The sequence below is a fragment of the Akkermansia muciniphila genome (assembly GCF_030848305.1).
GTDB classification, from domain to species: Bacteria; Verrucomicrobiota; Verrucomicrobiia; order Verrucomicrobiales; family Akkermansiaceae; genus Akkermansia; species Akkermansia muciniphila_A.
The window spans coordinates 348,165-374,533 of record NZ_CP114598.1 but is presented as its reverse complement, the minus strand read 5'-3'; the positions used below and the strand labels follow the sequence as shown (position 1 = coordinate 374,533).

Below are 26,369 nucleotides of genomic sequence, written 5' to 3'. Positions count from 1 at the left end.
TTGACAATGACTCCATTATATCGCATACATCTGCACCCGCTATGGAAAGCCAAACGCGCACGCATGTGAGTGGCAAGGCGCGCAAGTTTTCCATTAACACCTTTTATTTATAATTGATATGGCAGTAGCAATCAGACTCAACCGTCAGGGTTCCAAGGACCGTCCTTACTACAAAATCGTTGTTGTCGACAGCCGTGCGCGTCGTGACGGCCGTTACATCGAACAAGTGGGTTCTTATGATCCCATGAAGGAAGGTGTCAACTATACCATTAACCTGGAAAAGGTTGACAAATGGCTTGCTAACGGAGCGCAGCCCTCTGAAACGGTGAATTCAATGATCCGTAAAGCCCGTAAGGCTTAAGCCTTTTCCGGTACATTATCATTTTCCTGAAGGCGTTCCTTTGACGGGGATCGCCTTTTGTTGTTTCTTGCGCATGGAGCGGGAAAAAGGGTTTCCCTGGAAGTTCTTGCGTTAAGGCGGATCAGGAAGAGAAAGGTTCCCGCCCACAGAAAAACGGTGCGGCATTATTGCCGTCGGGACCGGAATACTCTGGCGGATTCCAGAATGCCGAATGCGATTTCATGAATGTGGAGATTGGCCGTATCAATGGTCAAGTGCGCCGTTTCCCGGTAAAAATCATGCCGTTCATTCATGAGATGTTTCAGCACGGCTTTGGGATTGGGGTGTTGGAGCAGGGGGCGGTTGGTGCATCTGGAAATACGCTGGTACAGGATATTCACGTCTGTATGAAGCCAGACGACGAAGCCCAGTTTTTTCAGTAGCAGCCGGTTTTCCGGTCTGATAATGATGCCGCCTCCCGTGGAAATAATGCGGCTTTGTACGGCGGACGTTTGAAGCTGCCGCAGGATTCCGGTTTCCAGGTCCCGAAAATGTGATTCCCCATGGATTTTGAAAATCTGCGGAATGTGCATCCCCGTCTGGCGTTCGATTAACTGGTCCGTATCCGTAAAACCAAGGTGCGTTTCCCGGTGCAGTTCCTTTCCTATGGTTGTTTTGCCGCATCCCATCAGCCCGATCAGGATGATGTTTGGCAAGGATGTTGACGCGGCCCCATTCACGGCTCGATTGTACTCAATCCGGAGGCGTGAGAAAACAACTTTTTAGCGGAATGGCCTTTTCTCACGCCAGCTTTCATTCGAGGGAAGTCCGTAAAGGTAGTGCGGAGGAAAGGCAGTTGGAAAAAGAGAGGAGAAGGATGGTGCCGCGGGGCGTGCTCTTATTCATTTGTCTGTTTTCTCCCTTCCGGGAAAGGAGGTCTTGCTTGACGCAGGAGCTTCTTCAGGCAAGGATAGAGCCATGCAAACCGAATTGTTCGAGGTAGATCCCCTGTCAGACAACCGCAAACTGTATGCCCGTGCGGCGGAAGCTCTGGGTGCGGGAGCGCTGGTGGGGATTCCCACGGAGACTGTATACGGCCTGGGAGCGGATGCCTTGAACCCGGAAGCGGTGGCAAGGATTTTTGAAGCCAAGGGAAGGCCTTCTTTTGATCCGTTGATTATTCATGTGCATCATGGGAGTGAGGTGGAAAAATATACCGCCGTTCCGGAGGGGCTGAAAGATCTGGTGCATACGCTTGCTTCCAGATTCTGGCCGGGGCCGCTGACCCTGGTGTTGCCAAAGGCGGATATTATTCCGGATATTGTAACCAGCGGCCTTCCTACGGTGGCCGTTCGCGTAAGCGCTCATCCTGCCATGCGGGGGGTGGCGAAAGCGCTGGGGCGTCCTATAGCTGCGCCCAGCGCCAACCGCTTCGGCCATATCAGCCCTACTTCCGCTTCTGCCGTGCAGAAGGAATTGGGGGGCAGTATTGAAATGATTCTGGACGCCGGAGCCTGTTCCGAGGGGCTGGAAAGCACGATTGTGCGCCCTATGCTTGACGAGAAGGGCAAGCCTTTCCTGGAATTGCTGCGTGAGGGGCCGGTGCCCCGGGAACAATTCCGCAATCTGGTCAAGGTAGTGCGCCGCAAGCCTTCCTGCCGCCCTGTTTCAGAAACATCTCCGGCAGATGCGCCGGGACAGCTCACCAGCCATTATGCCCCGCGTAAACCTATGCTGTTGCTGGAACCGGGGAGGGATTTCGCTCCGGCGGAGGGTGTGAGGTATGGCTTGCTTTCTTATGAAGGAACGTCCGATCTTGCCCGGGAAGGGAATTGGGCGGAAGTGGTAGCCATGAGTCCCGGCAGCGGGCGGCTGGCAGAAGCTGCCGTCCGCCTGTTTGCCCTAATGAGGCAGATGGATGAAAATGAAGCTATTGACGTCATTGTGGCGGAATCCGTCCCGGAATCCGGCCTGGGCCGCGCTATTATGGATCGTCTGCGACGCGCTTCGGCCGTCAGAGAATAACTTGCCCACGGTTTACAAAACATGTTAAAGTTATTGCAGATTCTTTTTTAATCTTATGGCCGCTACGTTATTTGAAAAAATCTGTTCCGGGGAAATTCCCGCGGACATTGTGTATCAGGATGAGCTGTGTGTTTGTTTCCGGGACATTAGCCCACAAGCGCCGGAACATTTGCTGCTGGTTCCGCGCAAGCCCATTCCCCGCCTTTCCGAGGCCGGGGAGGAAGATACAGCCCTTTTGGGGCACATGATGCTGGCAGTCGGGCGGATTGTCCGGACTCTTCATCTGGATGAAGGAGGATTCCGCCTGGTTATCAACAACGGGCATGACGCCGGGGAAGCTGTTCCCCATTTGCACATGCATCTGCTGGCAGGCCGCAAGCTGGAATGGCCTCCCGGTTAGGCCGGAGCGAATTTAGGAATTGCCTGAAAGGGGAATAGGTGTGTCATTTCCCATGAATGGTGCCGCCCTGCCTGCTTGCCAGGCATCAGGTATGCCTGTAAAATATATTCATGAAAAGATTGCTGGTAGAACTGGAGAACTTGCCGGAGGCCGGGAAAAAATACAGCGGCGAGCTGGATTCTGAAATTTTCGGCATTGATGATGAAGAGGTTACTTCCATTGGGCCTCTTGCTTTTGATTTGCATGTGCAGAGATTTGAAAACGAATTGTTTATAAGAGGCAACATTTCCGCCCCCTTCAAATTCCGCTGCGTGCGTTGCCTGGGCTACTTTGACTACGTGGTGGAAGTTTGTGATTTCGCCGCTTCTTTCCAGATTGATTCACAGAATGTTGTGGATGTTTCAGATTCCCTGAGGGAGGAAATAGTTCTGGATTTTCCGGCATACCCGAAGTGTGCTGACGGAGGCATGGAAAACGACTGTATGGCGAAAACTCCGTATTTTGGAGTGGACAAAGAGGGGGGAACGGGTGTAAACAGTTCTGCCCCGATCAGGAATAGCGGCGTGTGGGACGCCCTCAATGAACTGGGAGATCATCATTAATCACCTTTTTACCAACTAAAATTATGGCAGCACCTAAGCGCAGAACGTCCAAGATGAAGCAGCGTACCCGCCTTGCCGCGCAGGCATGGCGCGCGCCGAAGCTCCGCAAGTGCCAGAATTGCGGCAGCAGCACCCCCGGTCATACCGCCTGCCCCAATTGCGGTACGTACAAGACCCGTTCCGGCAAGGAAATCGTGGTGAAGGCGGAAGCGTAAGTTCCGCGGGCGCCGCATTTGCCTTGAAAATTATCGCCGTATTGCGGCGCCATCATATAGACTTTCCAGCCGCTTTTGCTTCGCAAAGCGGCTGAACTTGCTTGAAGCGGGCTGTTTTTTCTGCTAACACATTTCTTCAACAAATAATATGAAGATTGCACTGGATGTGATGGGCGGCGACAATGCGCCCGATATTAATGTGGACGGGGCGAAGCGGGCCCTCCGGGATTTCCCTCTCATTGAAAAGATCTACCTTGTGGGAAGGGAAGAAACGGTGCGCAGCTCTTGTGACCGCTGGGGACTTTCTGGTCCGCGCGTGGAGATCGTTCCGGCTGCGGAAGTTGTGGAAATGAACGAGTCCGGATTGCTGGCGGTGAGAAAGAAAAAAAATTCGTCCATGTCCATTTCCGTGGATCTGGTCAAATCCGGAGATGCGGATGCCGTGGTCAGCGCGGGCAACACGGGGGCGGCTGTAGCGGCTGCCACCGTCAAACTGAGGTTGCTTGAGGGCGTGGAGCGTGCGGGCATTGTGACCCAGCTTCCAAATGAATTCGGAGTCTGCAATGTGACTGATACCGGAGCCAACCCGGATGCCAAGCCCCGGCATCTGGTAGGATATGCCGTTATGGCCAGCATTCTGGCGCGTTCCGTTTACTGCAAACAGATGCCTAAGGTGGGAGTTATGAGCAATGGCTCTGAAGATGAAAAGGGAACAGATTTTACCAAAGGAACTTTTTGTCTGTTGAAGCATTTGGAGGAGCGCGGTGCGCTCCCTTTTAAATTTGTAGGCAATGTGGAAGGCCACGATCTTTTTGAGCATGAAATAGATGTGGCTCTGACAGATGGTTTTACCGGAAATGTCCTGCTGAAAACATGCGAGGCCACCGCCAAGGCTTTCAGCAAATGGCTGAAAGAGGAACTTAAGGCAAACCCGTTCCGCATGGTTGGAGCTGCTTGCGCCTCCGGAGCATTCCGCGCCATGAAAGCACGCCTTTCTGCGGACTCCGTAGGGGGAAGCCCTCTTTTGGGCGTTAAGGGCGTGACCATCATAGCGCATGGCAGTTCTACCCCCGTAGCCATCCGCAATGCCCTGAGAGTTTCCATGGAAATGGTCCAGCAGGGTGTCAATCCCCTCATAGAAGAGGAGATGGCCCGGCTGGGCACTATTCCGGAGGTTGCCGAAGTGTATCCCAAATAATCATCATGTTTCAGTTTCTGAAAAAGCATGCCGCCGCCGCGGCAAAAGAAGGAGTTCCCCCGGAAGGCGCTGCTTCCGTGTCCCGTTCTGCTGGTGATCGTTTGGACTCCAGCCTGGCGGTATCCGTCGGGTTGTGCGTGCTGGTTTTTATCGTGCTTCAATGGATGGGCAGTTACAGCCCCCATTGGGGAAAATCCATATGGCATCATGTGTCGGAAGCTTTTCTGCTTTTTTCCGTGACACTGGCGCTGATGCCTATGTACTGGTTATGCGCCGGTTCCCTGCGCAGAAAAAATAAAACCTTTGTCGTCACATGGGGGGCGGTTCTGGTTCAGCTCCTGTTTTTTGGCTTCATCCGGCATGTAACGGCTGACATTACTTCCGACATAGGCAATGAGCTTTTGTACATTCCCTATATGATGGCTCCGTTGATTGTCACGGTGCTGCTGGGGCCTCTTTTGGGTATGTTTGCCACTATTTCCATCTGCATGCTTGGCGGATTTTTCATTCTGCCGGAGCAATATGCTCCGGAAAAGCAGGTCCAGTTCTGGATTCTGAGTTCTCTCTCCGGCATGCTTACCGTGTTGCTTACCCATAACCTGCGGAATCGCGCCCAGTTGCTGCGGGCGGGATTCTTTGTGGGGCTGCTTGTCATGGTACTGTGTTGCATCATGGGGGTCATCAATCTCCAGGCATGGGATTACAACCTCACTGGAGTTCTGGTTTGCCTGGCTGTGGCTTTTGGCGTAAGCATGCTGACCAGCGTGCTGATCAGCGGCGTCCTGCCTATCATAGAAGGAGCTTTTAAAATCATTACGCCTATTTCCTGGCTGGAAATGGCGGATATGAACCGCCCTCTCATGAAAAGGCTGCAAATGGAAGCTCCGGGAACCTTTCATCATTGTCTGATGGTTGCCCAGCTGGCGGAGGCTGCGGCGGAAGCCATTGGGGCCAATCCCATTGAATGCCGGGTGGAGGCTTATTACCATGACATTGGCAAAATGCAAAACCCCCTTTATTTTATTGAAAATATCATGGACGGCCCCAATCCCCATGATGAGCTGACGCCCAGCATGAGCGCCCGTATCATCATCGACCACGTTCAGGACGGGGTGGCATTGGCCAGGGAGAATAACCTTCCGCGTCCTTTGGTGGACGTCATAGAGCAGCATCACGGCACCTCACTGGCTTACTTCTTTTACCGGAAAGCCCTTCAATACCGGGACGAGATCCTGAGCCGAGTGGAAAGCGGCCTGGCTTCTCCGGATGACGTTCCGGAAGTAGTGGAATCCAACTTCCGTTACAAGGGGCCCAACCCGCAGAGCAAGGAAACAGGAATCGTCAGCCTGGCGGACATCGTGGAAAGCGCCACGCGCTCCATGGGTAAAATTTCCTGTGAGGAAATGCAGAAAAGGGTGGATGAACTTTTGAAGCAACGGGTGGTGGACGGCCATTTGGACGATAGCGGTCTTACCTTCGGAGATCTCAAGAAGATCCGCAACAGTTTCATTAAGACGCTGAAAAGCATTCACCACAACCGCATTGCCTATCCTTCCCACAATCCGGAGGCAAAGATTGAAAAAAATGTTCTTCCTGATGTGTCCGTCAGGGAACAGGAAGAGAAAGCGGTGAAAAAGGAAAGTGAGGGCAAAGCCGTTCCGGAAATCATGGAGTTGCCCGATGCCGGAACCCGAACCCTTCAAGAGGGAAAATCCACGGAAGCGGAGATGGAGAACGGCGCGGTTACGGAGAAAAATGAAACCGAATCTTGAACTCTACAATCATCTGGAGGAGGGGAGGCTCAATTCATCCGTCATGGATGCCCTGATTGGCGCCTTGGAAAGTTGCCTTCCCTCTGTGTTGGCGTTGACTGAAGGTCCTGTCCCCGTACTTTCCGGATTGGATGAAGTAGAAATCAGCGTGGTTTCCGATGAAGTCATCCAGGATGTGCATGCCCGTTTTTTGAATGACCCGACGGCGACGGATGTTATTACTTTTCCGCATGGAGACGGAATAGGAGAGATCATCGTCAGCTTTGATACCGCTATCCGGCAGGCTTCGGAATTCGGAGAACCTGTTTTTAGAGAACTTTTCCGGTACATGGTGCATGGTCTTCTGCATCTGCACGGGTATATAGATACGGAACCGGAGGAACGGGAGCGCATGTTTTCCCGTCAGGAGCCTCTGGTGCGGGAGTTTGGAGCGGCCCTGGCGAATTTATCTTTTACGCATGACCGCAGCTCCGGTGCTTAAAGCGCGCTTTTCAAAGATCCGGGCTTGCCAAGTCGAGATGAACTCTGTTACTCTTTTGCCGCATCATGCGTCCATAGCTCAGTTGGATAGAGCAACTGCCTTCTAAGCAGTGGGTCACTGGTTCGAATCCAGTTGGACGTGCCATTATAAACCCCGTAAACTGAAAGGTTTGCGGGGTTTCCTTTTCTTTTGTCTTTGTGTTGGTTGTCCGTATGGTTGTCCGTAAAAAGAGATTATTCTTGCGGTTTAAGGGCCGCAGGGCATGCTTGGAAGTATGAAAAACACCCTTGTTGCGACGGATTATCCGAACTTGTATCGGTCAAAAGAGTCGGAAATTTTCTATGCCCGAATTGATACCGGAAGAAAAACGGTGAAAAAATCTCTTAAAACGCGCGTGTTGACGGAAGCCCTTTCCAGGCTGGCCGGGTTCCTGGCAGAGCAAGGGAGGGATGAATTACCCGTGGAATCCGTGTCTTGGTATTTGGCGGTTGATATGTACGTCCAGCGGCAGGAAATGCGCCCCCATTTGAAGCCGGCCGCTGTAGAATCCATCAAGTTCTTTTCCAGCCGCGCTAAAAAGCTTGTTGCTCGTGATATTGCAGCAGAGGCCATCACGGAACAAATGTGCCGGGCTTGGTGGAAAAAAGATGCGTTGTCTGTGTCTGCACGAACAGCAAACGGAACACTCGCTGTTGTGAAAAATGTTTTTTCCATGCTTCAGGAAGCAGGAAGTATCAAGAGCAATCCAGCATCCAAGCTTGAACGGATGACTTTGAGGAGTTCAAATCTTAACGTTCCGGAAAAAGAAGATTTCCGAAGAATCGTTGAGGAAGTGAAAAAAGCCCCTATATTAAGGAAGTGGCAAAAGAAGGGGCTATATTCCGAAGCGGCGGATATGATCGCTTTCCTGGCTTATTCAGGGTTACGTATTGAGGAAGCCCGGCGCTTGGCGTGGGGAGATATCGGGAAAGAGTCCATTTCCGTGCCTGATATCAAACATGCCACCTCACGCCGGACCCTGTACATTAACGCATCTCTGGCTGAGGTGATAGAAAGCCTCCGAAGAGAAAGACGGGGGAATAGTTCCGATGACCCGGTATTTTCTATAGAAAGCCCCCGGAAGGCTCTCACAAACGCGTGTATCAGGCTTGGACTGCCTCACGTCCGTATTCACGATTTACGGCATTTCTTCGCCACGTCCTGCATTGAGGCAGGCATTGATATTCCTACGGTGGCTAAATGGCTGGGGCATCGTGACGGCGGAGCATTGGCTATGAAGGTATATGGGCACCTCCGGGACGAACACAGTAAGGAAGCGGCCAGAAAACTCACTTTTTAAGTTATTCACAACCTGCAACTTAAAAGAAAGGGGATTTTACAGACGAATATATATTCCCTCTCGCCGTCATGAGATAGCTCGAACTGGCACCGTGTTTCTAAGCTGTTTATCGAATTCAACATTTTTAAACAGCACGGATTTTGTCGCGAAATTTACCCATGACGCCATATTTCCAAAATGATTGATAGAAAGAAAAGTTTCGAATAGAATTAATCGTATATATAAGGAATAATCTCAATCGTGTTTCCAGGTTTCCATAAATGTTTTTCTAGCATTCCTTGTGAAGTGATAACTTTGCTCTCTCTTGCGGGAATAACAGTTTGAGATGAATATGTATATTTTATTTGATAGCCATTTTTATCTTTGATTACAAGCTTGGCATCCATATTTAAATTTTTCCCAGTAGTATTGAGTATTTCTGCTTTCCATGAGTAACATACATAGTTTGTGGATTCAGATATTTTTTTGATACCTTTACTTAGAACGCTTAAAGGAGCTTCTTTACGTGCAATTTTTTGTGCTTTGATTTGCCGCTTAGCTTGTGTTTTAGTCATATTAGCAAATTCCGCCTCTATAGATGCTTTGTCTTCAAACTTTTGAAGAAAACTTTGTAATTTTTCTGCACACTCTTTAGCAAGTTCAGGATCATTTTTTTCTTTTAATAATTCTGTGAGCATCAATACTAAAGAGGTTGATGTTTTTCTTGCTTCCTTAGAAATAAGGAAAATATCTGGATGTCTATCTAATAAGGAGCACGTTGTTGATATAGCAAAGCTGGATTTATTTTTTAATGGAGCAACTAAATTTTTTAAAGCTTCCATTGGCTCAACATTAGTTCCCCATCCCCATATTTGACATCTAGCAACCATAATTTGAGAACCTATATCCCCAGCCTTTTTCCCTCGCTCGAACCACCAGAAAGCGCGTTGCTCATTTTTTGGAACTTCTTTTCCCAGCAGGTACATTCTGCCGACCTCATAGGCTGCCTCCCCGTCGCCATCCAATGCTTTTTTAGTCAGGGAATTGATCAGAGATATTTCTTCGACTTGACTAACATCAAATGAGACTTCGTGTGACTCTCCAAAGGATTTTCCCGCTCCTGAAAAAAGAAGAGTAAAACAAATATAATTAATTATTTTTTTGAAATAGATATTCATTTACTATATTCGACATTAATGTTGATTTTTGTTTTAGAATCAAATTTTTCTTTTGGTATAAAACGAGCACCTTCTACTGTAATATTTCCCTTCGCAGGTATGGAAATATCAAATTCAATGGCTTCATCTATTGTTTTTCCATTAATATCTAAAAGCTTGAAAGTCACAGATCCGTTCCATAAAGTATCAGCAGTGTTAGTAAGAAGGACTTTCCATTTATATTCAATATTTCCATCATCAAATTCTTCCAAAATTTCTGTGGAAGGATTTTCAATGTTGATTGCTTGATTCATTTTTCCATTTTTAGCTTTTTCCAATCCCCATTTATCCGTTTCTCCGTGCTTCGCTGCCTTTTCATAGAATAGAATTGCTTCGTCGTATTTCTTTTGTTCTGAATAAAAACCTGCGAGCATATGTTCTGCCAAACCGTAGTTTTGGTCCGCTGATTTTTTTAAAAGAGATAAGGCTTTCTCCTTTGATATGTTAAACTTGAGAGATGGGGAAAAAGGATCATTTCCGTCTTCATCCAACCCAGAAGAATGTAAAGCTAACGAATATTGTGCCTTGGGATGTCCGTTTTTTGCTGCTTGCCAGTAGTATTTCTCGGCTTTTACCCCGTTTTTTTTGATGCCTATTCCTCTTTCGTAGGAATATCCGACTAAGTATGCAGATTCCGCGCTACCAAGGTTAGCCGCTTTTTTTCGATATGTAAGAGCTCTGGGGAGATTTTGTTCCACACATTCACCTGTTTCGTAAGTATCGGCGAGTTTTTCTAGGGAATAAAGGTCATTTTGTTGGGCAAGCTCCCATGTAGAAACTAGGTCAGCCTTAATTATTTCGGAGGGGGCTTGAGGGATGTCCGTTGGCGTGGATGAATCTTTAAAGCATACTTTGACAACACCCCCTCCCACAAGTCCTCCAATAATCCCCGTCAACGCAACAAGTGAGATGATTTTACTATTGAGCAACATAAAGGAATCATACTGAAAAAATACACGATAAAGTCAAGAGTGAAAAAATCAATATGAATAGATAATCATCTATATGGAGTCCCGCGGAGACAACAAAAAAGCCCCTGACCCGGAGGTCAAGGGGCGAAGCATTCTAACAAAAGAGACCGAATGATAGCCTCTCTTCTCAGAATAAGCAACTCCTAAATCATCATTTCAGTATCATCATGTAAAAATATATACTGAAATTGTTATTAAGGAGACTATGCTCAACAAAAAGGAGCTGCCCCGATAGAGGCAGCTCCTGAATATAATAGGGGGAGGTGTTAATCTTCCCAGGTTCCACCTGCAGCTTCAATAGCACGCCGTACCTGCGCTATAAGATAGTGGGGGGCATTGTCATTATCGTGGCCCGGGATAGTTACCGTCTGTCCATGAGGATGATCGTATACACGATGGGAACCCCGTCCTTGTCCTTGCTGCAGAATGAATCCAGCATCTCGTAACCGTCTGATTAAATCTCGTATTCGCATAAGTGATGTTGAAGATACGAGAAGAAAGGAGAGTTTCAATGAACGCTGTCCGAATGGAAAAATCAGCCTTTTTAACAGTCTGCATTGCTTAGGAGAGATTCACCGTACTCAATTGATTGGATCACAAGAAAATTATTTTTTGGATGTCAGAGGGGTAAAGGATACTGAAAAGAGTATCTAAAAGGGTCACTTATGAAAAATATGTGATTTCTCTATCTTGATTTGGCTGAGGTCTTCTAAAAGAGCATTGCAGAATTTTATTGTCCTTTAGCTTTTTCAATACGGGTTCACAATGTTCTGGGAGCATCCATAAATCACAACATTTATCATAGAGTGCGGATTCTGAAATAGGATGATTCTCTAAAATAAAGAGTTTAAATTGTTCCTGAAGATTTTCTATATGAGTTTTTTTAAAAGCAAACAAAAGTTGACTGTCTTTATTTGGCTGATCTTCATGTAGGAAGAAATTTGCCAACCCTTCTACAGGATCTTCTTTCCAACACAGGCGTAAAAATTGATCTATTCCTCTTCTGCTTCCAGAAAAATAGATTAAGCCGTAAATATTTGTTTTTTTCTTAAAAGCAAATGATCCGAAAAATAGTTTTTTCTCTAAAGGGGCTTCTCTAAATGCTTTTAATATTTGAGTATGAACATGTCTATAATCTTTGGGATTTTTGAATTTGTATCCCATATCAGAAAATCGATTTTGAAGTTCTTTAAAACGGTGCAAAGACGAGGAAGCCATAAAAACCATACAATCTGTATAGTAGCATTTAGACAAGCTAATAAGCTTCTCCATATCGAAATGAGCCATTCCAAATTGATCAATAAAAAGAATATTTGCAGTATTTGTTTTCCTTATTTCTTCTATATGATCATTGAAGGAAGTCTCAAAATCTGATGTTTTAAACTCAATTTTTATATGTGGATGGGAAGATAGACTGTCTCCAAAAATGTCTTTGATATTTTTCTGGAGGGAGTTAATACTTTTTTCTTTACGGTCAAAAAAATGAAAATATATTGGTTTTCCCCATAGATGTTTGGTTTGAGGTGCCGTTGCCATTTCCAATATTGTTTTAATGGCAAGAAGAGGGCTACCATAACGTCCTAATGCATCCATTCCTGGTCCTGCAAAAAAGTCATAAATATTTATGGACTTAACAGGAGAAGTAGGAGGCAAATTTAGGAATACTGCGACAGCACTCTTTAGGTAACTGGCGTATATATTGAGTTTTTGAAGAGTACCTGCATCAAAAGCACGATTGTGAAATCCTGTATTACTTGACATTAACAAGCATTATACTCCTTTATATACAGGAATGCAACGGAATTCCGGTATGCTTCTATAGTGGGTTCCATCCAGTTCAGATCCTGTAACTTTTTTATTCCGCCCTCCCCATTGTTTGAAGAAGAAAGGAATGGAGCGTTTTTCCGCCTGGTCTCTGATGCTGCGTACCCATTCCGGTTTGATTGGGCGGGCGTTGGGTCCGCTTTCGCCTCCAACAATGATCCAGTCAATGAAAGATAGGTTCATGGGACCCAAGTCCTCCAGCAGGGGTTCGCAACTGAGGAAGCGAAGTGCGGCCGGCGTTTGACGGAGTGTATCAATTCTGGGGAGACCTTGCTTTTTGTTCTCAACACTTACTCCCCACCAGATATGAGGATGCAATTCCATGTTGGGAAAATTCTTCTGAAGAAAGTCTCTCATTCTTTCAGGCCTTTTTGTCAAGACCTGATAAATATGTTGTCTGGCTCGCAACATCACCTGAATGACTTGCTTGATAAATTCGTCTGGAACCTTTTCATGGAAAAGGTCACTCATGGAGTTAACGAATATCATTCTAGGCCTTTTCCATTTGATGGGAATGTCAAGGTTGTCACGGACTAGTACAACGTCAAATCCTTTTTCAAACGGATGGCCTTTGATGCCTCTCCATCTTTCAGCAAAGGCATAGGCATAGCAATTTTTACAACCATCGCTGATTTTCGTGCATCCACGAACGGGGTTCCACGTTGCGTCAGTCCACTCTATTTTACTATTATCGCTCATAAAATTCTTTTTGGATTAAGCTTTCTCCCACCTATCCAGCGTTTCCACATAGATGCCGGAGATTTTGCCGCCGTCCATGGGTTCTATGTCTCCGAAGTCGGGGTTGATGGGATGGAGGGTGTATTCCATTTTACCGGTTTCCGGGTTTTTCCTGCGGACCAGTTTTTTGAGCGTCACGCCGCGTTCATCATGGTATTGAACAATGGTTCCGGGTTTGGGGATGGGGGGGATAGTGTATTTTTTCATGATGACCACGGAGCCGTCCGGGATGGAGGGTTCCATAGAGTGACCGTTGACGCGCAGCAGGTATTCCCCTTTTTCCAGTTCACGGTATAGCCGGATGTCCTGCGGAATGGTGTCTCCATCCGCCAGGTTGCCGGCTGCAATGTTGCCGATGATTCGTCCCTGAGCCTCCAAAGGAGGGGTTGTGAATGTTTCTACCGGGGTAAACTTCTTGCGGGCTGCCTCTTTTTCTTTGGCGGCATTTGTAGTAGATGACTGTACCAAGGGGGCAAGATTCATGTTAACAGAAGGCAGTGGAGCCCCTGTTATGAGAGATTGAATGACGGCATGCCCCTCCTGTGTGGTAGCGCACCATTCCATCATTAGGGAACAGTAGGCGGAAAGAGTGATATTCAGGCGGCGGCACTCCGCCAATACAGCTTCTTGGGATTCTTCATTCAAAGTGATGAAGAGCTTTCCCATATTATCTTTGCCCTCTATTTCGTAAGGGGGGGCTTGAGTTTCTGCCATGAGCCTCTGAATAAGCAGGAGCTTGGCTTTAGGAATTTTCCCTGTGGTCGCGAACCAGTTATCTACGCTCTGTTTTGAATTCAGACCACACTGCTTTGCGAGCCATTCACGATCTTTTCTGATGGTCTTGAGCCATTTTTTTATGTCGTTCTTGGTCGGCGTCATGCATTGATATTATGTAATTTTGTGAGATTGTCAAGCTTGTTGTACGCATGATTTCTATCAAAATCAGTAGAATTTTGTTGCAAAATCTAATAGAATTGCATAAAACAATCTCATCAACCGGACGGACACATGAAACCATCAACTATTGAAATCAACATGGAAGACCTGACGGAAGCAGGAAAGCTTCTGTTGCTGGGAATCTCCGCCAAACTGAAATGTTCGCCACAGGAGGCCATGTCTTCTGCAATCAATTCCAGCGGACACCTGCTTTTTAATAGTAGCCGTCTAACCACGGCTAGTAACCTTCCCAGCCCGAAGAACCCCAAGAAGCCGGCAGCCTAATGGAAGAAGCCCTGATTGACGAATTGAAGCTGCTCGGCTGGCACGAGCTTTAACCCGCCCCCTGAACAACAATGAAAAAAATGACGAACGAACAATATTGGATGCGCCGTGACCGTGCCGAGAAAATGGGATCCCTTTACGGCTGCCCGATAGACTTTTCGGAAGACGAACTCAAGCCCCGGCCCGGTATCGTACAGAACCTTGTCTTTTCCGCTCTGCTGGTTGGAATTTTCACGATCATTTATTTCATCGTTAAATCTTAGTGAATTATGAACGGATTAGATCAATTTGTAACCTCTATTGTGGAGCAAACCATAGAATCCCTTCATGAACGTGGCTTGTTGATTTTGAATGAGTCCGAGGAAGAGAATGCCACTCGCATGTTCGACGGCAAAATATGGCTTACCCTTGAGGATCTGCGGAAACACCCTGCTTGTTTATGGGGTAGGAAAAAGGTTCGTAACCTGTTGCAGAACCATGAAATAGAAGACATTGGCACCAATCAACGCGAATACAGAATTTCCGCGATAAGCGTGTACAGGTATTTGACCCAAAAGACATCCAAAACCAGGACGGACATGAACAAACCTCCCGCTAAGCGGAAACGTAACTCCGTCAGTACCCTTTCCAACTACCCATAACCAAAAAGGCCGGGGCCAGCAGGAACTGACGCCCGACCTGAATACAATCAAACAAGGAAATAATATGAGCCTATTACAAAACATCAAGCGCGGAGTGCAGCAGCGTCCGCAGCGAGTCATCATCTACGGGCCGGAAGGCGTGGGAAAATCCACGCTGGCGGCCGGGCTGCCCGCTCCTGTTCTGCTGGACACGGAACAGGGATCTTCCCACATCGACGTTGCCCGGCTGGACTGCCGGAGCTATGAAGACGTGCTGAACGCCATCGAATCCCTGCGGACGGAACCGCATGATTTCAAAACCGTCATCATTGACTCCATCGACTGGTGCGAGCGATTCCTTCAAAATTCCTTCCTGAAGGAAGAAAACAAAAAGAAAAACGCGCATCATCGCTCCATTGAAGATTTGGGCTACGGCAAGGGATATAAGATGATCGAACCTGTGGCCATGGATCTCTTGTCACGCCTCAACGCGTTGATGAGCGCAGGAATGAATGTGGTGCTGGTGGGACACTCCCGCCGCGTCAAATTTGAAATGCCGGAAACAGCCGGCGCCTACGACAAACACGAACTGAACCTCTCCAAATTTGTCGCGCCGCTGGTCAAGGAATGGGCTGACGCCATGCTCTTCTGCAACTTCGTCGTAACGGTCCAGGACGGCAAGGGACATGGAGGAAACCAACGCATGGTCTACACCTCTCCTTCCGCCCCGTGGGAAGCCAAAAACCGGCACGGGATGCCCGCGGTGATGGCGATGGACGCCGGGGAAATCTCCCGCCTGCTGTTTGGAGAGGGCTGCGGACCTGCCAATGCTTCGGCGAATGATGCCCCTGCGGCAAACAATGGACAGGAGCCGCCTCCGGACGCATCCGCGGGAGACCGTCAGGCGGATGCCCTGGCCGCGGTGATTGACCACGCAAAAGACGCCCTCGCCTTCATGATCAGCCGCGGAATCATTACTGCCGGACAAGGGCTGGAAGAAGTCCCGGCGGAATATGCCGCCCGGATTTTGAAAACTCCCGCCCGGTTCAATAACTCCGTAAAAGAATTCATGGAAGGAGGGGCGTGCCAATGAAACCCGTCACCTGCATCAACGTCGCCCGCGAAACCGGGCATGCCGTCCTCTCCCTGGACGGAGCGGAATACGCCGTCAGCCTGGACGACCTGCAAAAAATCCTCGCTGACATTGCCGGGCCCCGTCCGGCCCCGGCCACGGAACTATTGAAGCCGTCCCTGCTCCCCAAGCTGGCGCAATGCCCCTGCTACGTCTCCTCCCCCGACGCGGGGGAAGCGGCCCGGCGGGGAACCCGGATGGACGACGCCTTCCGGGCCCTGCTCATGGGCGTGGACGAATTCAGGGCGTGTGAACACCTGAAAGCCGATGAAAAAGAATCCATCCTCTGGGCGGTGAAAACGGTCCGGACGCTCTGCTCCGGGGAAGAAGTCATTGCCGACAAAAACCGCTGCGCCTTCCCGCAATGGCACCCCCGCGTGACAGGCGGGGAAGCGGACTGCCTCTGCCCCGCGCTGGGCAAGCTCTTCGACCTCAAAAGCGGCCAAATCCGCAACTACTGGGAACAGCAGGCCTCTTACGCGAAATCCTTCATGGAACGGGAATTCCTGGATGAAATCACCTGCCACCTCCTCTTCTGCGACCAGCAGCAAATTGTCACCCGGAAATTCACCTACCGGGAAGCAATCTCCATCGTCAACGACGTGGTGGACTCCGTGGATCGCGGCGGTGGGCCGCGCCTCTGCGACTACTGCGGCTGGTGCGCCTCGCAGGACACCTGTCCGCTGCGGAACCGGGCGGCGCAGGAAATGCTGTCCCTGGCGGAAGCCGGAACGCTGGAAGCGAGCTTCGCCGAAATCGCGGAAAACCCTTCCAGGCTGGCGGAATTCGTCACCAAGGCCGGAATCCTGGAATCCTATGCCAAAAAAGGAAAAGAAAAAATCCTCGACTACCTCAACAACGGAACGGAAGTCCCCGGATTCAGGCGCGTCTCCCGGAAAGGCGCGGACACCGTCGCTCCGGAAGACGTCGCCAAATACGCCACCTGGATTGGCGTCCCGAAACTCCTGAAATCCTATGGCCCGCTCAAGGCGGACGTCTTCCGCGCCCTGTTCGCGGAAGCATTGCCGGAACAACAATTCCCGGAAGAACTGGTCAGGACGGGGGCCGGATCCTCCTACGTCAAAAAAATCTCCGTCTCCAAAACCGCAACCACCAAATAACCATTATGTTCAGTTACATATCAGAAGGCGAGCCCGGCGAATACGGATTCCTCCCCGCGGGCGTCTACGAAGGAAAAATCGTCAAAATGGAAGAAGGAATCTCCCAGGGCGCCAAAACGCGGGGATGCCCGCAGCTGGCCGTCCACATCAGAGCCTTCGGCCCTGAAGGGGCGGCGACGGTCCGTTACTACCTGACCAACTCGAAAGACCTGGCCTGGAAAATTGACCTGTTCGTCAAAAACGTTACCGGGAACGTCTACCAACCCGGCCAGCAGGTTATCATCAACCCGGCGGAATACCTCGGCAAACCCTGCTACGTCCGGCTCAACGTCAGACAGGGAGACAAGCCCAGGGCAGACGGGACTTATCCCGAATTCAGCAACTGCGAAGACGTGCTGGGGCCGGACGAAGCCCGGGCCATCATGGCGGCGCAGGACAGGACAGCGGCGGGGCGCGGCGGAGCGCCCCTGCCTCCGCGCCCGGCGGACCTGCCGGCCAACAACCACATGAGCGCCACGGCGGGACCGCCGGCGGAAGAAGACGAAATCCCCTTCTAATCAACAGCCATGAACAAGCCGATAACCATCATGCTGCCGATTGTTCCCCCGACGAAAACGCACCAGAACAAAAAAATCGTCAACATCGGGAAACACGCCAAACTGGCGGACACGAAAGAATTGAAACTGGTCATCAGCGATTACCTGACCCTGCTGAAACCTTATCAACCGGCCCGGCCCCTGACGGGGCCGGTCTCCCTGAAGCTGGCCTTCGTCTGGCCCTACCGCAAGAGCGAGCCGAAAAAAAACCGGATCGGGCTCATTCCGAAAACGACCAACCCGGACTGGGACAACCTGGCCAAAACCCTGCAGGATGTCCTGACCCGGTTGAGATTTTGGGAGGATGACGCCCAGGTGTATTCCGCGTCCGTGGATAAATGGTGGGGCGAAGAACCACAAATAACAATCACTGTGCAAGAAGGATCAGAGCAATGAAACGGAATCCTCACATCATCGTTCAGCAGGTTTGCCCCATGAAGAAAACCGACGACGGGAAATACGAAGTTCAGGCCGCGATTGTACACCACAAAGGAATTATCGCCCGCTATCGCATGGAGTACCCCACGAAACGGCATGCCCGGTGGGCGCAGCACCTTATTTGCACGACAAGGAATCATACACGTCTACGGGTATTTGATGAATTAAGGGCCATCATTGACGGAAAGGAGGCCAGTAATGATTAACATCCTCTTATCCGTCAGGCGACCTTTCTCTGGGAAAATTCTGTCCGGCGAAAAGACATTGGAATTACGGAAAAACATGCCTCGCCTTAGGGGTAGAGAATTTGAAACGATATGGCTTTACGAATCCGGAAAGGACGGAGAGCGGGCAATTATCGGCAAGTGCAGACTTGCTCTTTGTTTAACAATAAATAAAGAGGTTTCCCCAGATAGTTTATCAGCCGTTTGCAAGTCGGCGTGCGTGACGGAAGAACACATTTTTCATTATATTCCTTGCTTCACCTGGGTCGTCCGGGATCCCGCCCGGCTACCTCATGCTGTACCACTCTCTGCCATTGGCATGGCACGTCCGCCGCAGAGCTGGCAGTATCTTACCCCGGATCAGGCAGCAATTTTAGAAAGGAGGGCGAGTGAATGAGCTACATCTTTTCGCGGGCGCTGGTGGAGGCATACTCGGAAGCGAATTGCTCGGCATCCGAACCATCTGCGCCGTCGAACTCGATCCCTACCCCGCAAGCGTACTGCTCGCCCGCCAGAATGACGGCATACTCCCGCCTTGCCCGGTTTGGGATGACGTATGCACCTTTGACGGACGACCGTGGCGCGGCCTTGTTGACGTGGTATCTGGAGGCTTTCCTTGCCAGGACATTTCCTCTGCAGGCAAAGGCGCCGGCATCGACGGCAAACGTTCTGGACTGTGGAGGGAAATGTTCCGCGTTGTTTGCGAAATTCGACCACAATTCGTCTTCGTGGAAAACTCCCCAGTTCTCACTTCTCGCGGGCTTGGACGAGTACTCGGAGACTTGGCCTCGATCGGGTACGATGCGGAATGGATGGTGCTGGGAGCGGACGACGTGGGAGCCCCGCACGTCCGGAAACGCATCTGGATACTTGCACATGATCCCCACGCCGACGGCTTGCAACGCCCCAAACAAGGGGAGCCATTCACGGGGTCCCAAGTCATTGATGGATGTAGCCTCCACAGGCTGGATGCCGGGGATGATGTGGCCGACCGCAACAACGAAAGGTCTCGACGGGGGGACGAATTCCCGGAAAGCCTTGCTGAAAAAAGGCGTATGGATTGGAACTCGCTCCGCTTCCGGGAAGAAGCGGAGCGAGAAGTTTCGGGAGGGGAACAAGCTGCCCAATCCACACGAGTTTGTAGAGATGTTTCCTACTCCAACCGCCAGTTGCGGCGGCAAGGAAAGCAACCGGGAAACAGGGAAGAAATTGATAACTGTGGTTTCACAGTTTCCAACACCCCGCACCAAGGGCATGTGCGGGGGGACGGGGAGTTATCAGAAAATGAAAGACTTGGAAGCCAAGGGGATTATCACGCCGGACGAGCGGAGACAAATGACTGCGGGGAGTGGTGGTCAGCTGAACCCGACGTGGGTCGAGTGGCTCATGGGGTGGCCGCTAGAGTGGACCGCATTAAAGCCATTGGCAACGGACAAGTTCCGGGAGTGGCGGCAACTGCATTCCAGGTTTTGCTTGGCAGATTCATGAAAACAACCCCCAACTGACGCTTTTTTGATTATGGAATTCATCAATATCCCAACAGCCTTGTTTTCCAGCCCCGAATATATCGGGGCGGAACCCATACAGCGCGCCACCTGGATCTCTCTGCTGGCCTGGTGCTGCGAACAGGAAAACGGCGGCATCATTGAGGGCTGCCGCTCCTGGGGCATGCGCCGCTGGATGCAGACCTGCGGCGTGACTGACCAGGAAATCAGCGCGGAAAACGAACTCTACCACTTTGACGGCGACAATCTCGTCGTATTCGGCTATCCGCATGAAATACAGGACAGCGTGCAAACGCGCCGGAAGACCGCCCGTGAAAATGGGAAACTTGGGGGGAGACCCAGGAAAACCGACATTGGAACCAGTGTAGGAACCGAAAAGGAAACCCACGAAAAACCAACGTCAGTTATTTCCGAAAACCCAGCAAAAACCAAGCCGGTTATTTTTGAAAACCCAGAAGAAAACCCAGCAAAAACCGTAAGGAAGGAAGGAAGAAAGGAAGGAATTCACCCCCTTACCCCCTCTCCGTGCACCGTGGAGGAAGTCGAAGCCCATCTTCGGGACGCGGCCTTTGCGGGGCGTGTGCGTTTAACCCCCGACCAGATACCGGACTGCGCCACGGCCTACTGGGGAAGCCGGGACGCCGTCAACTGGACCCGCAGCGGCATCCCCGTGACTAGGTGGCAGTCTGATGCCGTCAGCTTTGCCACCTCCTACGCCGTCAACCATCCGCCACCCCCTGGGAACGGAGACAAAGACCCTTACAGCAACTTTGAAGAACTTTAACAATCAACAATTTCAAAAAACATGATCGACTCTCAGACACTCATCGACGCCGAAAAACTGGTGCTCTCCCAGGCAATGGACGGCACCCAGGCCTTTGCGGACCTCCGGGACAAGGGCATCAGCCGCCAGACATTCAGCCTCCCGGCGCACCAGCAAATCTGGACCGCTCTGGAAACCGTCGCCGGCACGGGAGGAACCGTGGACGCCCTCACTGTCATCGCCCGCCTTGAAGCCCAGGGCCAGCTTGACGCCGTGGGAGGGCACGCCGGAGTCGTGGAGACGGCCACCTACGGAGCCCTTGCCCGGTACAAAACCGCCGCCGCCCTGGAAATGGTCACGGAAGCTGCCAAAAAACATGCGCTGCTCGCGTTTGCCTCCCGGATGGCGGAAGCTGCCGGCGATCAGCTCAAAAGCGCGGAAGAAGCCCTTGATGAAGCCGAGCGCGGCATGTCCGCCCTGCGGGACCGGTGCGGCGTCCGCCAGACCGAAACCATCCGCGGGGCCGTGGGAGCCATCATTGAAAACCTGCAATGGCGCATGAACAACCCCGGAGCCATCAAAGGGATCTCCTCCGGATACCGCCGCCTGGACCTGACCCTGGACGGCCTGCAGCCCGGCGCCATGATCGTGCTTGCCGCCCGGCCCGGAGTCGGAAAAAACCGCCGCCCTGGTCAACATCCTCACCAACATCTGCCTTGAGGGAACCCCCGTGGGCATGTTCAGCCTGGAAATGCCGAAATCCCAGCTCCTGGAACGTGTCCTCTACGGCATGGCCGGCATTAACTCCGACGACATCCGCCGCGGCAAGCCGATGACGATCGGACAGCAACAGCATTTCACGGCCGCCGTCAGGAAAATCACGGCCGCTCCGCTGCACATCGACGACGAAAGCTCCCTCACCATTGACAGCATCAGAGCCCGCGGCCGCCGGATGGTCCGGGAACACGGCGTCAAATGCATCGGCGTGGACTACCTGCAGCTGGTGCGCTCCACGACCCAGCAGGCCCGGGGAAGCCGGGAACGGGAAGTCTCGGAAATCTCCGCCGGCCTCAAATCCCTGGCCAAGGAACTCAATATTCCCGTCCTGGTGCTGGCCCAGCTCAACCGCGACGTGGAAAAAAGAGCCGGGAACGCCCAGGGCAAACCGGTCGTTTCCGACCTGCGCGACTCCGGCTCCATTGAGCAGGACGCCGACCAGATCATCATGATCCACCGCCCCTACATGTACAAGCCCGACAAGCACGACCCCACGGAAGCGCAGTGGATCATCGGCAAAAACCGCTTCGGACGGCTGGGGCGTATTCAATTCCGCTGGACCGCGGAACTCACAAAATACGAGGAAGAACAGAATTATCCCGTCACCAACAAATGAGACCCCCCAAACCATCCCTGCGAAAAAACAAGCCGACGCGGCGAGGAAAGCCCGGATCCTACAAACTGCGCTTAACGCTTCTGGTGGATCCCAGAAAGAAAGGCAAACTTGTCGAGCTGGGACTTGGTACTAACGACAGACAGGAAGCCGAAGAACGCGCCAACAGCATTATCAATGCTCTGGAATCCGCCGGACTCTACCGTCTTCCCGCCGTCCGCATTCTGGAACATCACGTAGCCCAATTTGGCAAGATTGAACCTCCCCCCTTTGAACATCCAGAATTGCCTCTATGGTAACACCCCTGGAAAAATTCCTGGCAAAACATCCCACACCCTCCGGCATGGATTCAAAGGAATGGGCTGCTCTGAACGCTGCCATGAAGGAAAACAAGTTTTTCTCTTCCAAGGTGGAGAATATCAGATTGCTGGAACGGCTGCACAGGTTGATTAAGAATTATCTGACAGGAGAAAAGGAGACTTTACCCAATGGGGAAACGGTTATCAAGGTAGGAAGCGCCGCGGACTTTTCCAACCAGGCACTTCAATGGCTCCAAACCGAGGGGCTTGTTCCACCGGACGCCGAAGGCCCGAAGTATCACAACGATATTAAAAACATCGGTGCTCTGGCCCGTCTGAAGCTCATTTTCAAGACCAACGTCCGGCAAAGCATTGGGGCTGCTCAATGGGAGGCATCCATGAAACCAGCCAATCTCAAAGCATGGCCTGCTTTCCGGTTCATCCGCTTTCCGGGAGCCAAGACAAAGCGGCTTGTTCATGTCGTCAACGAAGATGCTGTCCGGCTTAAAACCGACTTTACTTTTTGGGCAGACGAAATGAACGCCGCCAGCCTCGGGGGCTTTGAGGTCCCCTGGCCGCCGTTCGGCTTCAACTCCTACATGGATCAGGAGCCTGTTTCCCGGGAAGAATGCGAACGGCTGGGACTACTCAAACCCGGGGAGCCGTTGAAGCGTCCAAGGGGTGCGGAGCGCTTCGGGATTGACCTGATTGAACGGTACGGGTACGGCAAGAAGGCCAGTACGGCGAAGTTGCCGGAGGAACTGAAGGCCAAATTGAAAAAGGTCTATGAAGACCGCTGGGGAGTCAAACAGGACAAATCTGATGAGGTTGTCTTTCCCTCACAGGAAGTGGCGAAAAAGGCCAGGGAAACGGCGGAGAAAGTCATCAAGGTTCCCTCTGCTCCCATTCCTGCGCCAGTCTCAGCCGTCACGCACACGGTCAGCCTGGGAGATGTCCCCAAGGTGAAGATGCCTGCCCCGTTGACGGATAAGGAAGCTGATGACCTTTTGCGAAGCGTTACCGGGGAAGTGTGGGCAAAGGCATCCAGACTGGAAAAGAACGCTTTGTTTTCCTACACCGGAAATGGATATGCCCGCATCAACAACGATTTGAGGAAGGGGAAGTCCAACGCCAAGGCGAAACAGATCGCCAAAGTCATTGACAGATGCAAAGTGCCTCAAGACATGGTTGTTTTCCGTGGCTGTGGGGTTTACAAGGAATTGAAAGACGCTTTGAACTGGAAAGGAGAAGAAATAACAGACGAGCTGGTTGATATGCTCAATCTCTCCGTAGTGGGAAACCCTCTCAAAGACGAAGGTTTCATGTCTGCTGCCGTAGCGGAGGGGAAAGGATTCATGAACCGTCCCGTGTTGTTCAGAATTCTCCTGAAGAAGAAAACCCGTGCCATTTATGCAGAGCCCTTTTCCAGATTCGGGGCAGGGGCCGGTAAGGACTGGGACGGCCTTAGCCCGCAAACCTATTTTAGCAGTGAAGATGAAATCATCATCCAGAAGGGAGGAACCCTCAAATTTCTCCAATTCCATAATCAGAACGGGAAATTGATCATTGACTGTGAATTGATACAATAATGATATGAAAGAAGAAACATCACCAGCGCACAAGAGAATTTGGGAGTCTGATTTCAAAGGATGCAAAACATCCCACCCTCTCCTGATGAAATGCCTTTTGTGCTCCAAGAAGAAGCTCAACCCGGGTAGTATGGAATGTAGCGCTTATGAGCGTAAACCTGATAGTATCCTCTACGATAACGCGGACTGCCCCAGCTTTGAACGCTGTATTGACGCGGAAGGGCTGCGCTGGATTGAAGGATATGTGAAACTCTCCGGAAAGGCGTACGTTCCCCGCCAGGACGATATACCTCCGGCAGGGTGGGAAAAAATCAACAAGGAGTATGCGAAATGAAGAAAGAGAGGACCGGGAAGAAGGGAAATGTTTCCAGGTATAGCGCTGCCCTCTCTGAACGCATTTGCGGTCATATACGTTGCGGGGATAGTCTGAGGAAGGCTGCCGAAAAGGAAGGCATTCCCCATCCCACGGTGATGAATTGGGCCAGAGAGAACGCGGATTTTGCAAACCAATACGCGCGCGCGTGCGAGGAACGGCTTGCCGCCCTAGAAGACAAGTTGCTTGACCTTGTGGAGAAAGGGCATGAAGTGGCCCCACGTGCCGAAATAGGGGGAACCATGTTGCAGGCGGTCAAGTTGGAAATAGACACACTCAAATGGATGCTTGCCAAGCTGATGCCGAAGAAGTACGGAGACCGTGCGGCGTTGGCTCTGGAAGGTGGAGAAAAAAACGTAGAGGTGACCCATAAACTTCCAGCAGAAGCAATCGTTCCGTTAGTGACAGCCTTGAGAGAAATATGGTCCGAAGAGGAAGAAAGCTAGGGGCTCCGGTCAGGCCGGAAGACTCTCCCGTCATCTTTGCCGCCCTGATTCTGGGGGAAACAGGGCTGTACAAATGGCAGATGCGGGCCCTTGAAAGGGCTGCCCGGGGAAAGCGGGTTGCCCTGCGCGCTGCTAATGGTTCCGGCAAGACGGACAAGGTAATTGGTATCCTTGCCCTATGGTTTCTCTGGCGCTACCCCCGTGGGCGTATGCCTATTACGTCCGGCTCATGGCGCCAGGTAAAAAACCAGCTCTGGCCTGCCCTGGAACGGCACCGGAACAACCCATCCCTTGCGGGCTGGAAATGGCTCAAGAATTGCCGCGTGGAAACGCCGGAAGGGGGATTCATCGAAGGCTTTTCCACCAACCACGCCGGGAAGGCGGAAGGCTGGCACGGGCGTGTGACGGACGAATTCAAGGATGAGCGGAAGGAACAGGATGAGGAAGACCCCCGCAGCGAGAAGAAAGCCCGTCTGTTTGACGTTGACGAGTTTACCGGAGATGATCCTTCCTCCCCCGTGTTTTTCGTGGTGGACGAGGCAAAGACGGTTCCAGATGAAATCTTTGACGCCATTGAACGATGTACGCTTCAATTCTGCATCTACCTTTCATCCCCAGGCAAGCCGGAAGGGCAATTTTATCGCTGTTTCCACGAGGAAAAAGACCTCTTCTGTCCGATGGTGGTAACGGCCTTTGATTGCCCCCATATCTCCCAGGAGCGCATTGACCGCATTCTGGCCCGTGTGGGGGGTAATGAGGATGATTCCTATTTCCGTTCCGTCGTGCTGGCGGAATTCACGCTGGAAGGAGATTTGTACATCATTGACCCTGGAAAACTGGAATGGGGTCAGCGGCAGCCCTACGAGCCGCGCAGGGGGCGCCCCGTGGCCTTCCTGGACATTGCCGCGGGCGGGGATGAAACAGTCCTTGCCATCTGCGACGGAAACGAAGCCTGGATTGAATACGCGGAACGACAGCGGGACACGGTGCAGAGTGTCCGCAAGTGCATTGCCACCCTCAAGGGGCTGGGCATTGCGGATTGTGATTTGTGGGTGGACGCTCCGGGCATGGGCCTGGCTGTCATCAGCGATTTTAATGAATCAGGTTGGTATCCGAATGAGTTCTTTGGGAACAACCCTCCGGAAGACCGCGACCGCTACATCAATCTCTCGGCGGAATGCTGGAATGACGCCGGACTGGAACTCATGACCGGGCGAGTGCATATCAGGTCCAGGCGGCCGGACAAGACGCTTTTCGTGCAGTTGACTACCCGGAAGAAAGAATATGCGGACGATTCCAGGCTCAGGAACGAGAAGAAGGAGAAAATGAAGGCTCGCAACCTGTCTTCTCCTGATCGCGCGGACGCCTTGCTGGGGGCTATATGGGCTTCCTTTCGTGGATCTTCCGGAGTTTGGACAGGAGAGGGCAACAGGCCTATTGTGGGCAAGAGTCAGCACGCCGTCAAACATACGGGGAAATTTTATCCCATTTAGGACTGTTCGTAGCCCATTTTGACATTGTTGTACCCTCCCTCACGTTGGGGCGATAATG

General features: G+C 51.2%; 32 protein-coding genes, 1 tRNA gene and 1 pseudogene. 27 read left to right on the top strand and 7 right to left on the bottom strand.

The window, feature by feature from the left end; all coding sequences use genetic code 11:
* Window positions 1-118 precede the first annotated feature (118 nt).
* A complete protein-coding gene (rpsP, locus tag O4G22_RS01690) occupies window positions 119-361 on the top strand; it encodes a 30S ribosomal protein S16 (RefSeq protein WP_012419329.1) in 243 nt (80 codons plus the stop codon).
* A gap of 164 nt (window positions 362-525) precedes the next feature.
* Here the strand turns inward: rpsP and O4G22_RS01685 are convergent, their stop codons facing one another.
* Window positions 526-1,056: a shikimate kinase gene (locus O4G22_RS01685; protein ID WP_297547125.1), complete on the bottom strand. Its 531-nt coding sequence runs from the start codon at window positions 1,054-1,056 to the stop codon at window positions 526-528.
* Between the two features lie 262 nt (window positions 1,057-1,318).
* On the opposite strand from O4G22_RS01685, the gene O4G22_RS01680 reads away from it, so the two are divergent.
* The 9 genes from O4G22_RS01680 (at window position 1,319) to O4G22_RS01640 (ending at window position 8,372) form a co-directional block, all read left to right on the top strand.
* Window positions 1,319-2,365, top strand: coding sequence for an L-threonylcarbamoyladenylate synthase (locus tag O4G22_RS01680; protein WP_297547123.1), 1,047 nt, complete (start codon window positions 1,319-1,321; stop codon window positions 2,363-2,365).
* A 55-nt stretch (window positions 2,366-2,420) separates the two neighbouring features.
* Window positions 2,421-2,765 (top strand): histidine triad nucleotide-binding protein, encoded by a 345-nt coding sequence (locus O4G22_RS01675; RefSeq protein ID WP_295977757.1) that lies wholly within the window; start codon window positions 2,421-2,423, stop codon window positions 2,763-2,765.
* A gap of 110 nt (window positions 2,766-2,875) precedes the next feature.
* Window positions 2,876-3,367 (top strand): YceD family protein, encoded by a 492-nt coding sequence (locus tag O4G22_RS01670; protein ID WP_143245752.1) that lies wholly within the window; start codon window positions 2,876-2,878, stop codon window positions 3,365-3,367.
* Window positions 3,368-3,390: 23 nt separating this feature from the next.
* A complete protein-coding gene (gene rpmF, locus O4G22_RS01665) occupies window positions 3,391-3,582 on the top strand; it encodes a 50S ribosomal protein L32 (protein ID WP_094137512.1) in 192 nt (63 codons plus the stop codon).
* Between the two features lie 148 nt (window positions 3,583-3,730).
* A complete protein-coding gene (gene plsX, locus O4G22_RS01660) occupies window positions 3,731-4,780 on the top strand; it encodes a phosphate acyltransferase PlsX (protein ID WP_094137513.1) in 1,050 nt (349 codons plus the stop codon).
* Between the two features lie 5 nt (window positions 4,781-4,785).
* A complete protein-coding gene (locus O4G22_RS01655) occupies window positions 4,786-6,552 on the top strand; it encodes an HD family phosphohydrolase (protein ID WP_306701999.1) in 1,767 nt (588 codons plus the stop codon).
* Window positions 6,536-7,033 carry an rRNA maturation RNase YbeY gene (ybeY, locus tag O4G22_RS01650; RefSeq protein WP_179218596.1) on the top strand — a complete coding sequence of 166 codons (498 nt, stop codon included), beginning with the start codon at window positions 6,536-6,538 and terminating at the stop codon, window positions 7,031-7,033. Before O4G22_RS01655 ends, ybeY begins: the two co-directional genes overlap by 17 nt.
* Window positions 7,034-7,100: 67 nt before the next feature.
* A tRNA-Arg gene (locus O4G22_RS01645) sits at window positions 7,101-7,177 on the top strand.
* Window positions 7,178-7,307: 130 nt separating this feature from the next.
* On the top strand, window positions 7,308-8,372 hold the full coding sequence (locus O4G22_RS01640; RefSeq protein WP_162378719.1) for a tyrosine-type recombinase/integrase: 1,065 nt from the start codon (window positions 7,308-7,310) through the stop codon (window positions 8,370-8,372).
* A gap of 209 nt (window positions 8,373-8,581) precedes the next feature.
* On the opposite strand, the gene O4G22_RS01635 is transcribed toward O4G22_RS01640, so the two are convergent.
* The 6 genes from O4G22_RS01635 to O4G22_RS01610 form a co-directional block, all read right to left on the bottom strand.
* Window positions 8,582-9,529, bottom strand: a complete 948-nt coding sequence (locus O4G22_RS01635) for a tetratricopeptide repeat protein (protein WP_022198320.1) — start codon at window positions 9,527-9,529, stop codon at window positions 8,582-8,584.
* Window positions 9,526-10,500: a tetratricopeptide repeat protein gene (locus tag O4G22_RS01630; protein WP_102732301.1), complete on the bottom strand. Its 975-nt coding sequence runs from the start codon at window positions 10,498-10,500 to the stop codon at window positions 9,526-9,528. Before O4G22_RS01630 ends, O4G22_RS01635 begins: the two co-directional genes overlap by 4 nt.
* A gap of 305 nt (window positions 10,501-10,805) precedes the next feature.
* Window positions 10,806-11,012 (bottom strand): type II toxin-antitoxin system HicA family toxin, encoded by a 207-nt coding sequence (locus O4G22_RS01625; protein ID WP_249850634.1) that lies wholly within the window; start codon window positions 11,010-11,012, stop codon window positions 10,806-10,808.
* 190 nt (window positions 11,013-11,202) lie between these two features.
* Complete coding sequence (tcmP, locus tag O4G22_RS01620) at window positions 11,203-12,300, bottom strand: three-Cys-motif partner protein TcmP (protein WP_249850635.1); 1,098 nt, start codon at window positions 12,298-12,300, stop codon at window positions 11,203-11,205.
* Window positions 12,301-12,309: 9 nt separating this feature from the next.
* Complete coding sequence (locus O4G22_RS01615; RefSeq protein WP_249850636.1) at window positions 12,310-13,062, bottom strand: DUF5131 family protein; 753 nt, start codon at window positions 13,060-13,062, stop codon at window positions 12,310-12,312.
* A gap of 15 nt (window positions 13,063-13,077) precedes the next feature.
* Window positions 13,078-13,980, bottom strand: coding sequence for a LexA family protein (locus O4G22_RS01610; RefSeq protein ID WP_306701998.1), 903 nt, complete (start codon window positions 13,978-13,980; stop codon window positions 13,078-13,080).
* 129 nt (window positions 13,981-14,109) lie between these two features.
* On the opposite strand from O4G22_RS01610, the gene O4G22_RS01605 reads away from it, so the two are divergent.
* From O4G22_RS01605 to O4G22_RS01525, 17 genes and pseudogenes are all read left to right on the top strand, one after another.
* Window positions 14,110-14,322: a hypothetical protein gene (locus O4G22_RS01605; RefSeq protein WP_155844495.1), complete on the top strand. Its 213-nt coding sequence runs from the start codon at window positions 14,110-14,112 to the stop codon at window positions 14,320-14,322.
* Window positions 14,323-14,393: 71 nt separating this feature from the next.
* Complete coding sequence (locus O4G22_RS01600) at window positions 14,394-14,585, top strand: hypothetical protein (RefSeq protein WP_306701997.1); 192 nt, start codon at window positions 14,394-14,396, stop codon at window positions 14,583-14,585.
* A 442-nt stretch (window positions 14,586-15,027) separates the two neighbouring features.
* On the top strand, window positions 15,028-16,035 hold the full coding sequence (locus O4G22_RS01595) for an ATP-binding protein (RefSeq protein WP_215709458.1): 1,008 nt from the start codon (window positions 15,028-15,030) through the stop codon (window positions 16,033-16,035).
* Window positions 16,026-17,195 (top strand): hypothetical protein, encoded by a 1,170-nt coding sequence (locus O4G22_RS01590; protein ID WP_306701996.1) that lies wholly within the window; start codon window positions 16,026-16,028, stop codon window positions 17,193-17,195. Before O4G22_RS01595 ends, O4G22_RS01590 begins: the two co-directional genes overlap by 10 nt.
* Before the next feature lie 5 nt (window positions 17,196-17,200).
* A complete protein-coding gene (locus O4G22_RS01585; protein ID WP_306701995.1) occupies window positions 17,201-17,752 on the top strand; it encodes a hypothetical protein in 552 nt (183 codons plus the stop codon).
* Between the two features lie 9 nt (window positions 17,753-17,761).
* Window positions 17,762-18,187 (top strand): RusA family crossover junction endodeoxyribonuclease, encoded by a 426-nt coding sequence (locus O4G22_RS01580; protein WP_306701994.1) that lies wholly within the window; start codon window positions 17,762-17,764, stop codon window positions 18,185-18,187.
* On the top strand, window positions 18,184-18,435 hold the full coding sequence (locus O4G22_RS01575; RefSeq protein ID WP_065529054.1) for a hypothetical protein: 252 nt from the start codon (window positions 18,184-18,186) through the stop codon (window positions 18,433-18,435). The genes O4G22_RS01580 and O4G22_RS01575 overlap by 4 nt, the downstream gene beginning before the upstream one ends.
* Window positions 18,428-18,850: a hypothetical protein gene (locus O4G22_RS01570; RefSeq protein WP_306701993.1), complete on the top strand. Its 423-nt coding sequence runs from the start codon at window positions 18,428-18,430 to the stop codon at window positions 18,848-18,850. The genes O4G22_RS01575 and O4G22_RS01570 overlap by 8 nt, the downstream gene beginning before the upstream one ends.
* Window positions 18,843-19,331: pseudogene (locus O4G22_RS11550) on the top strand (DNA cytosine methyltransferase); the annotation flags it as partial. The gene O4G22_RS01570 and the pseudogene O4G22_RS11550, both read left to right, overlap by 8 nt.
* Window positions 19,332-19,971: 640 nt before the next feature.
* A complete protein-coding gene (locus tag O4G22_RS01560; RefSeq protein WP_306713489.1) occupies window positions 19,972-20,742 on the top strand; it encodes a hypothetical protein in 771 nt (256 codons plus the stop codon).
* 21 nt (window positions 20,743-20,763) lie between these two features.
* On the top strand, window positions 20,764-21,441 hold the full coding sequence (locus tag O4G22_RS01555; protein WP_306713905.1) for a DnaB-like helicase N-terminal domain-containing protein: 678 nt from the start codon (window positions 20,764-20,766) through the stop codon (window positions 21,439-21,441).
* Window positions 21,374-22,114: a replicative DNA helicase gene (locus O4G22_RS01550; RefSeq protein WP_306713904.1), complete on the top strand. Its 741-nt coding sequence runs from the start codon at window positions 21,374-21,376 to the stop codon at window positions 22,112-22,114. Before O4G22_RS01555 ends, O4G22_RS01550 begins: the two co-directional genes overlap by 68 nt.
* Window positions 22,111-22,410: a hypothetical protein gene (locus tag O4G22_RS01545; protein WP_102738826.1), complete on the top strand. Its 300-nt coding sequence runs from the start codon at window positions 22,111-22,113 to the stop codon at window positions 22,408-22,410. The genes O4G22_RS01550 and O4G22_RS01545 overlap by 4 nt, the downstream gene beginning before the upstream one ends.
* A complete protein-coding gene (locus O4G22_RS01540) occupies window positions 22,404-23,999 on the top strand; it encodes an ADP-ribosyltransferase (RefSeq protein ID WP_102739341.1) in 1,596 nt (531 codons plus the stop codon). Before O4G22_RS01545 ends, O4G22_RS01540 begins: the two co-directional genes overlap by 7 nt.
* A gap of 85 nt (window positions 24,000-24,084) precedes the next feature.
* Window positions 24,085-24,333, top strand: coding sequence for a hypothetical protein (locus O4G22_RS01535; RefSeq protein WP_087393764.1), 249 nt, complete (start codon window positions 24,085-24,087; stop codon window positions 24,331-24,333).
* Entirely contained in the window at window positions 24,330-24,818 is a 489-nt protein-coding gene (locus tag O4G22_RS01530) for a hypothetical protein (RefSeq protein WP_087393766.1), read from the top strand. The genes O4G22_RS01535 and O4G22_RS01530 overlap by 4 nt, the downstream gene beginning before the upstream one ends.
* A gap of 209 nt (window positions 24,819-25,027) precedes the next feature.
* Complete coding sequence (locus O4G22_RS01525) at window positions 25,028-26,311, top strand: hypothetical protein (RefSeq protein WP_148669318.1); 1,284 nt, start codon at window positions 25,028-25,030, stop codon at window positions 26,309-26,311.
* Window positions 26,312-26,369 lie beyond the last annotated feature (58 nt).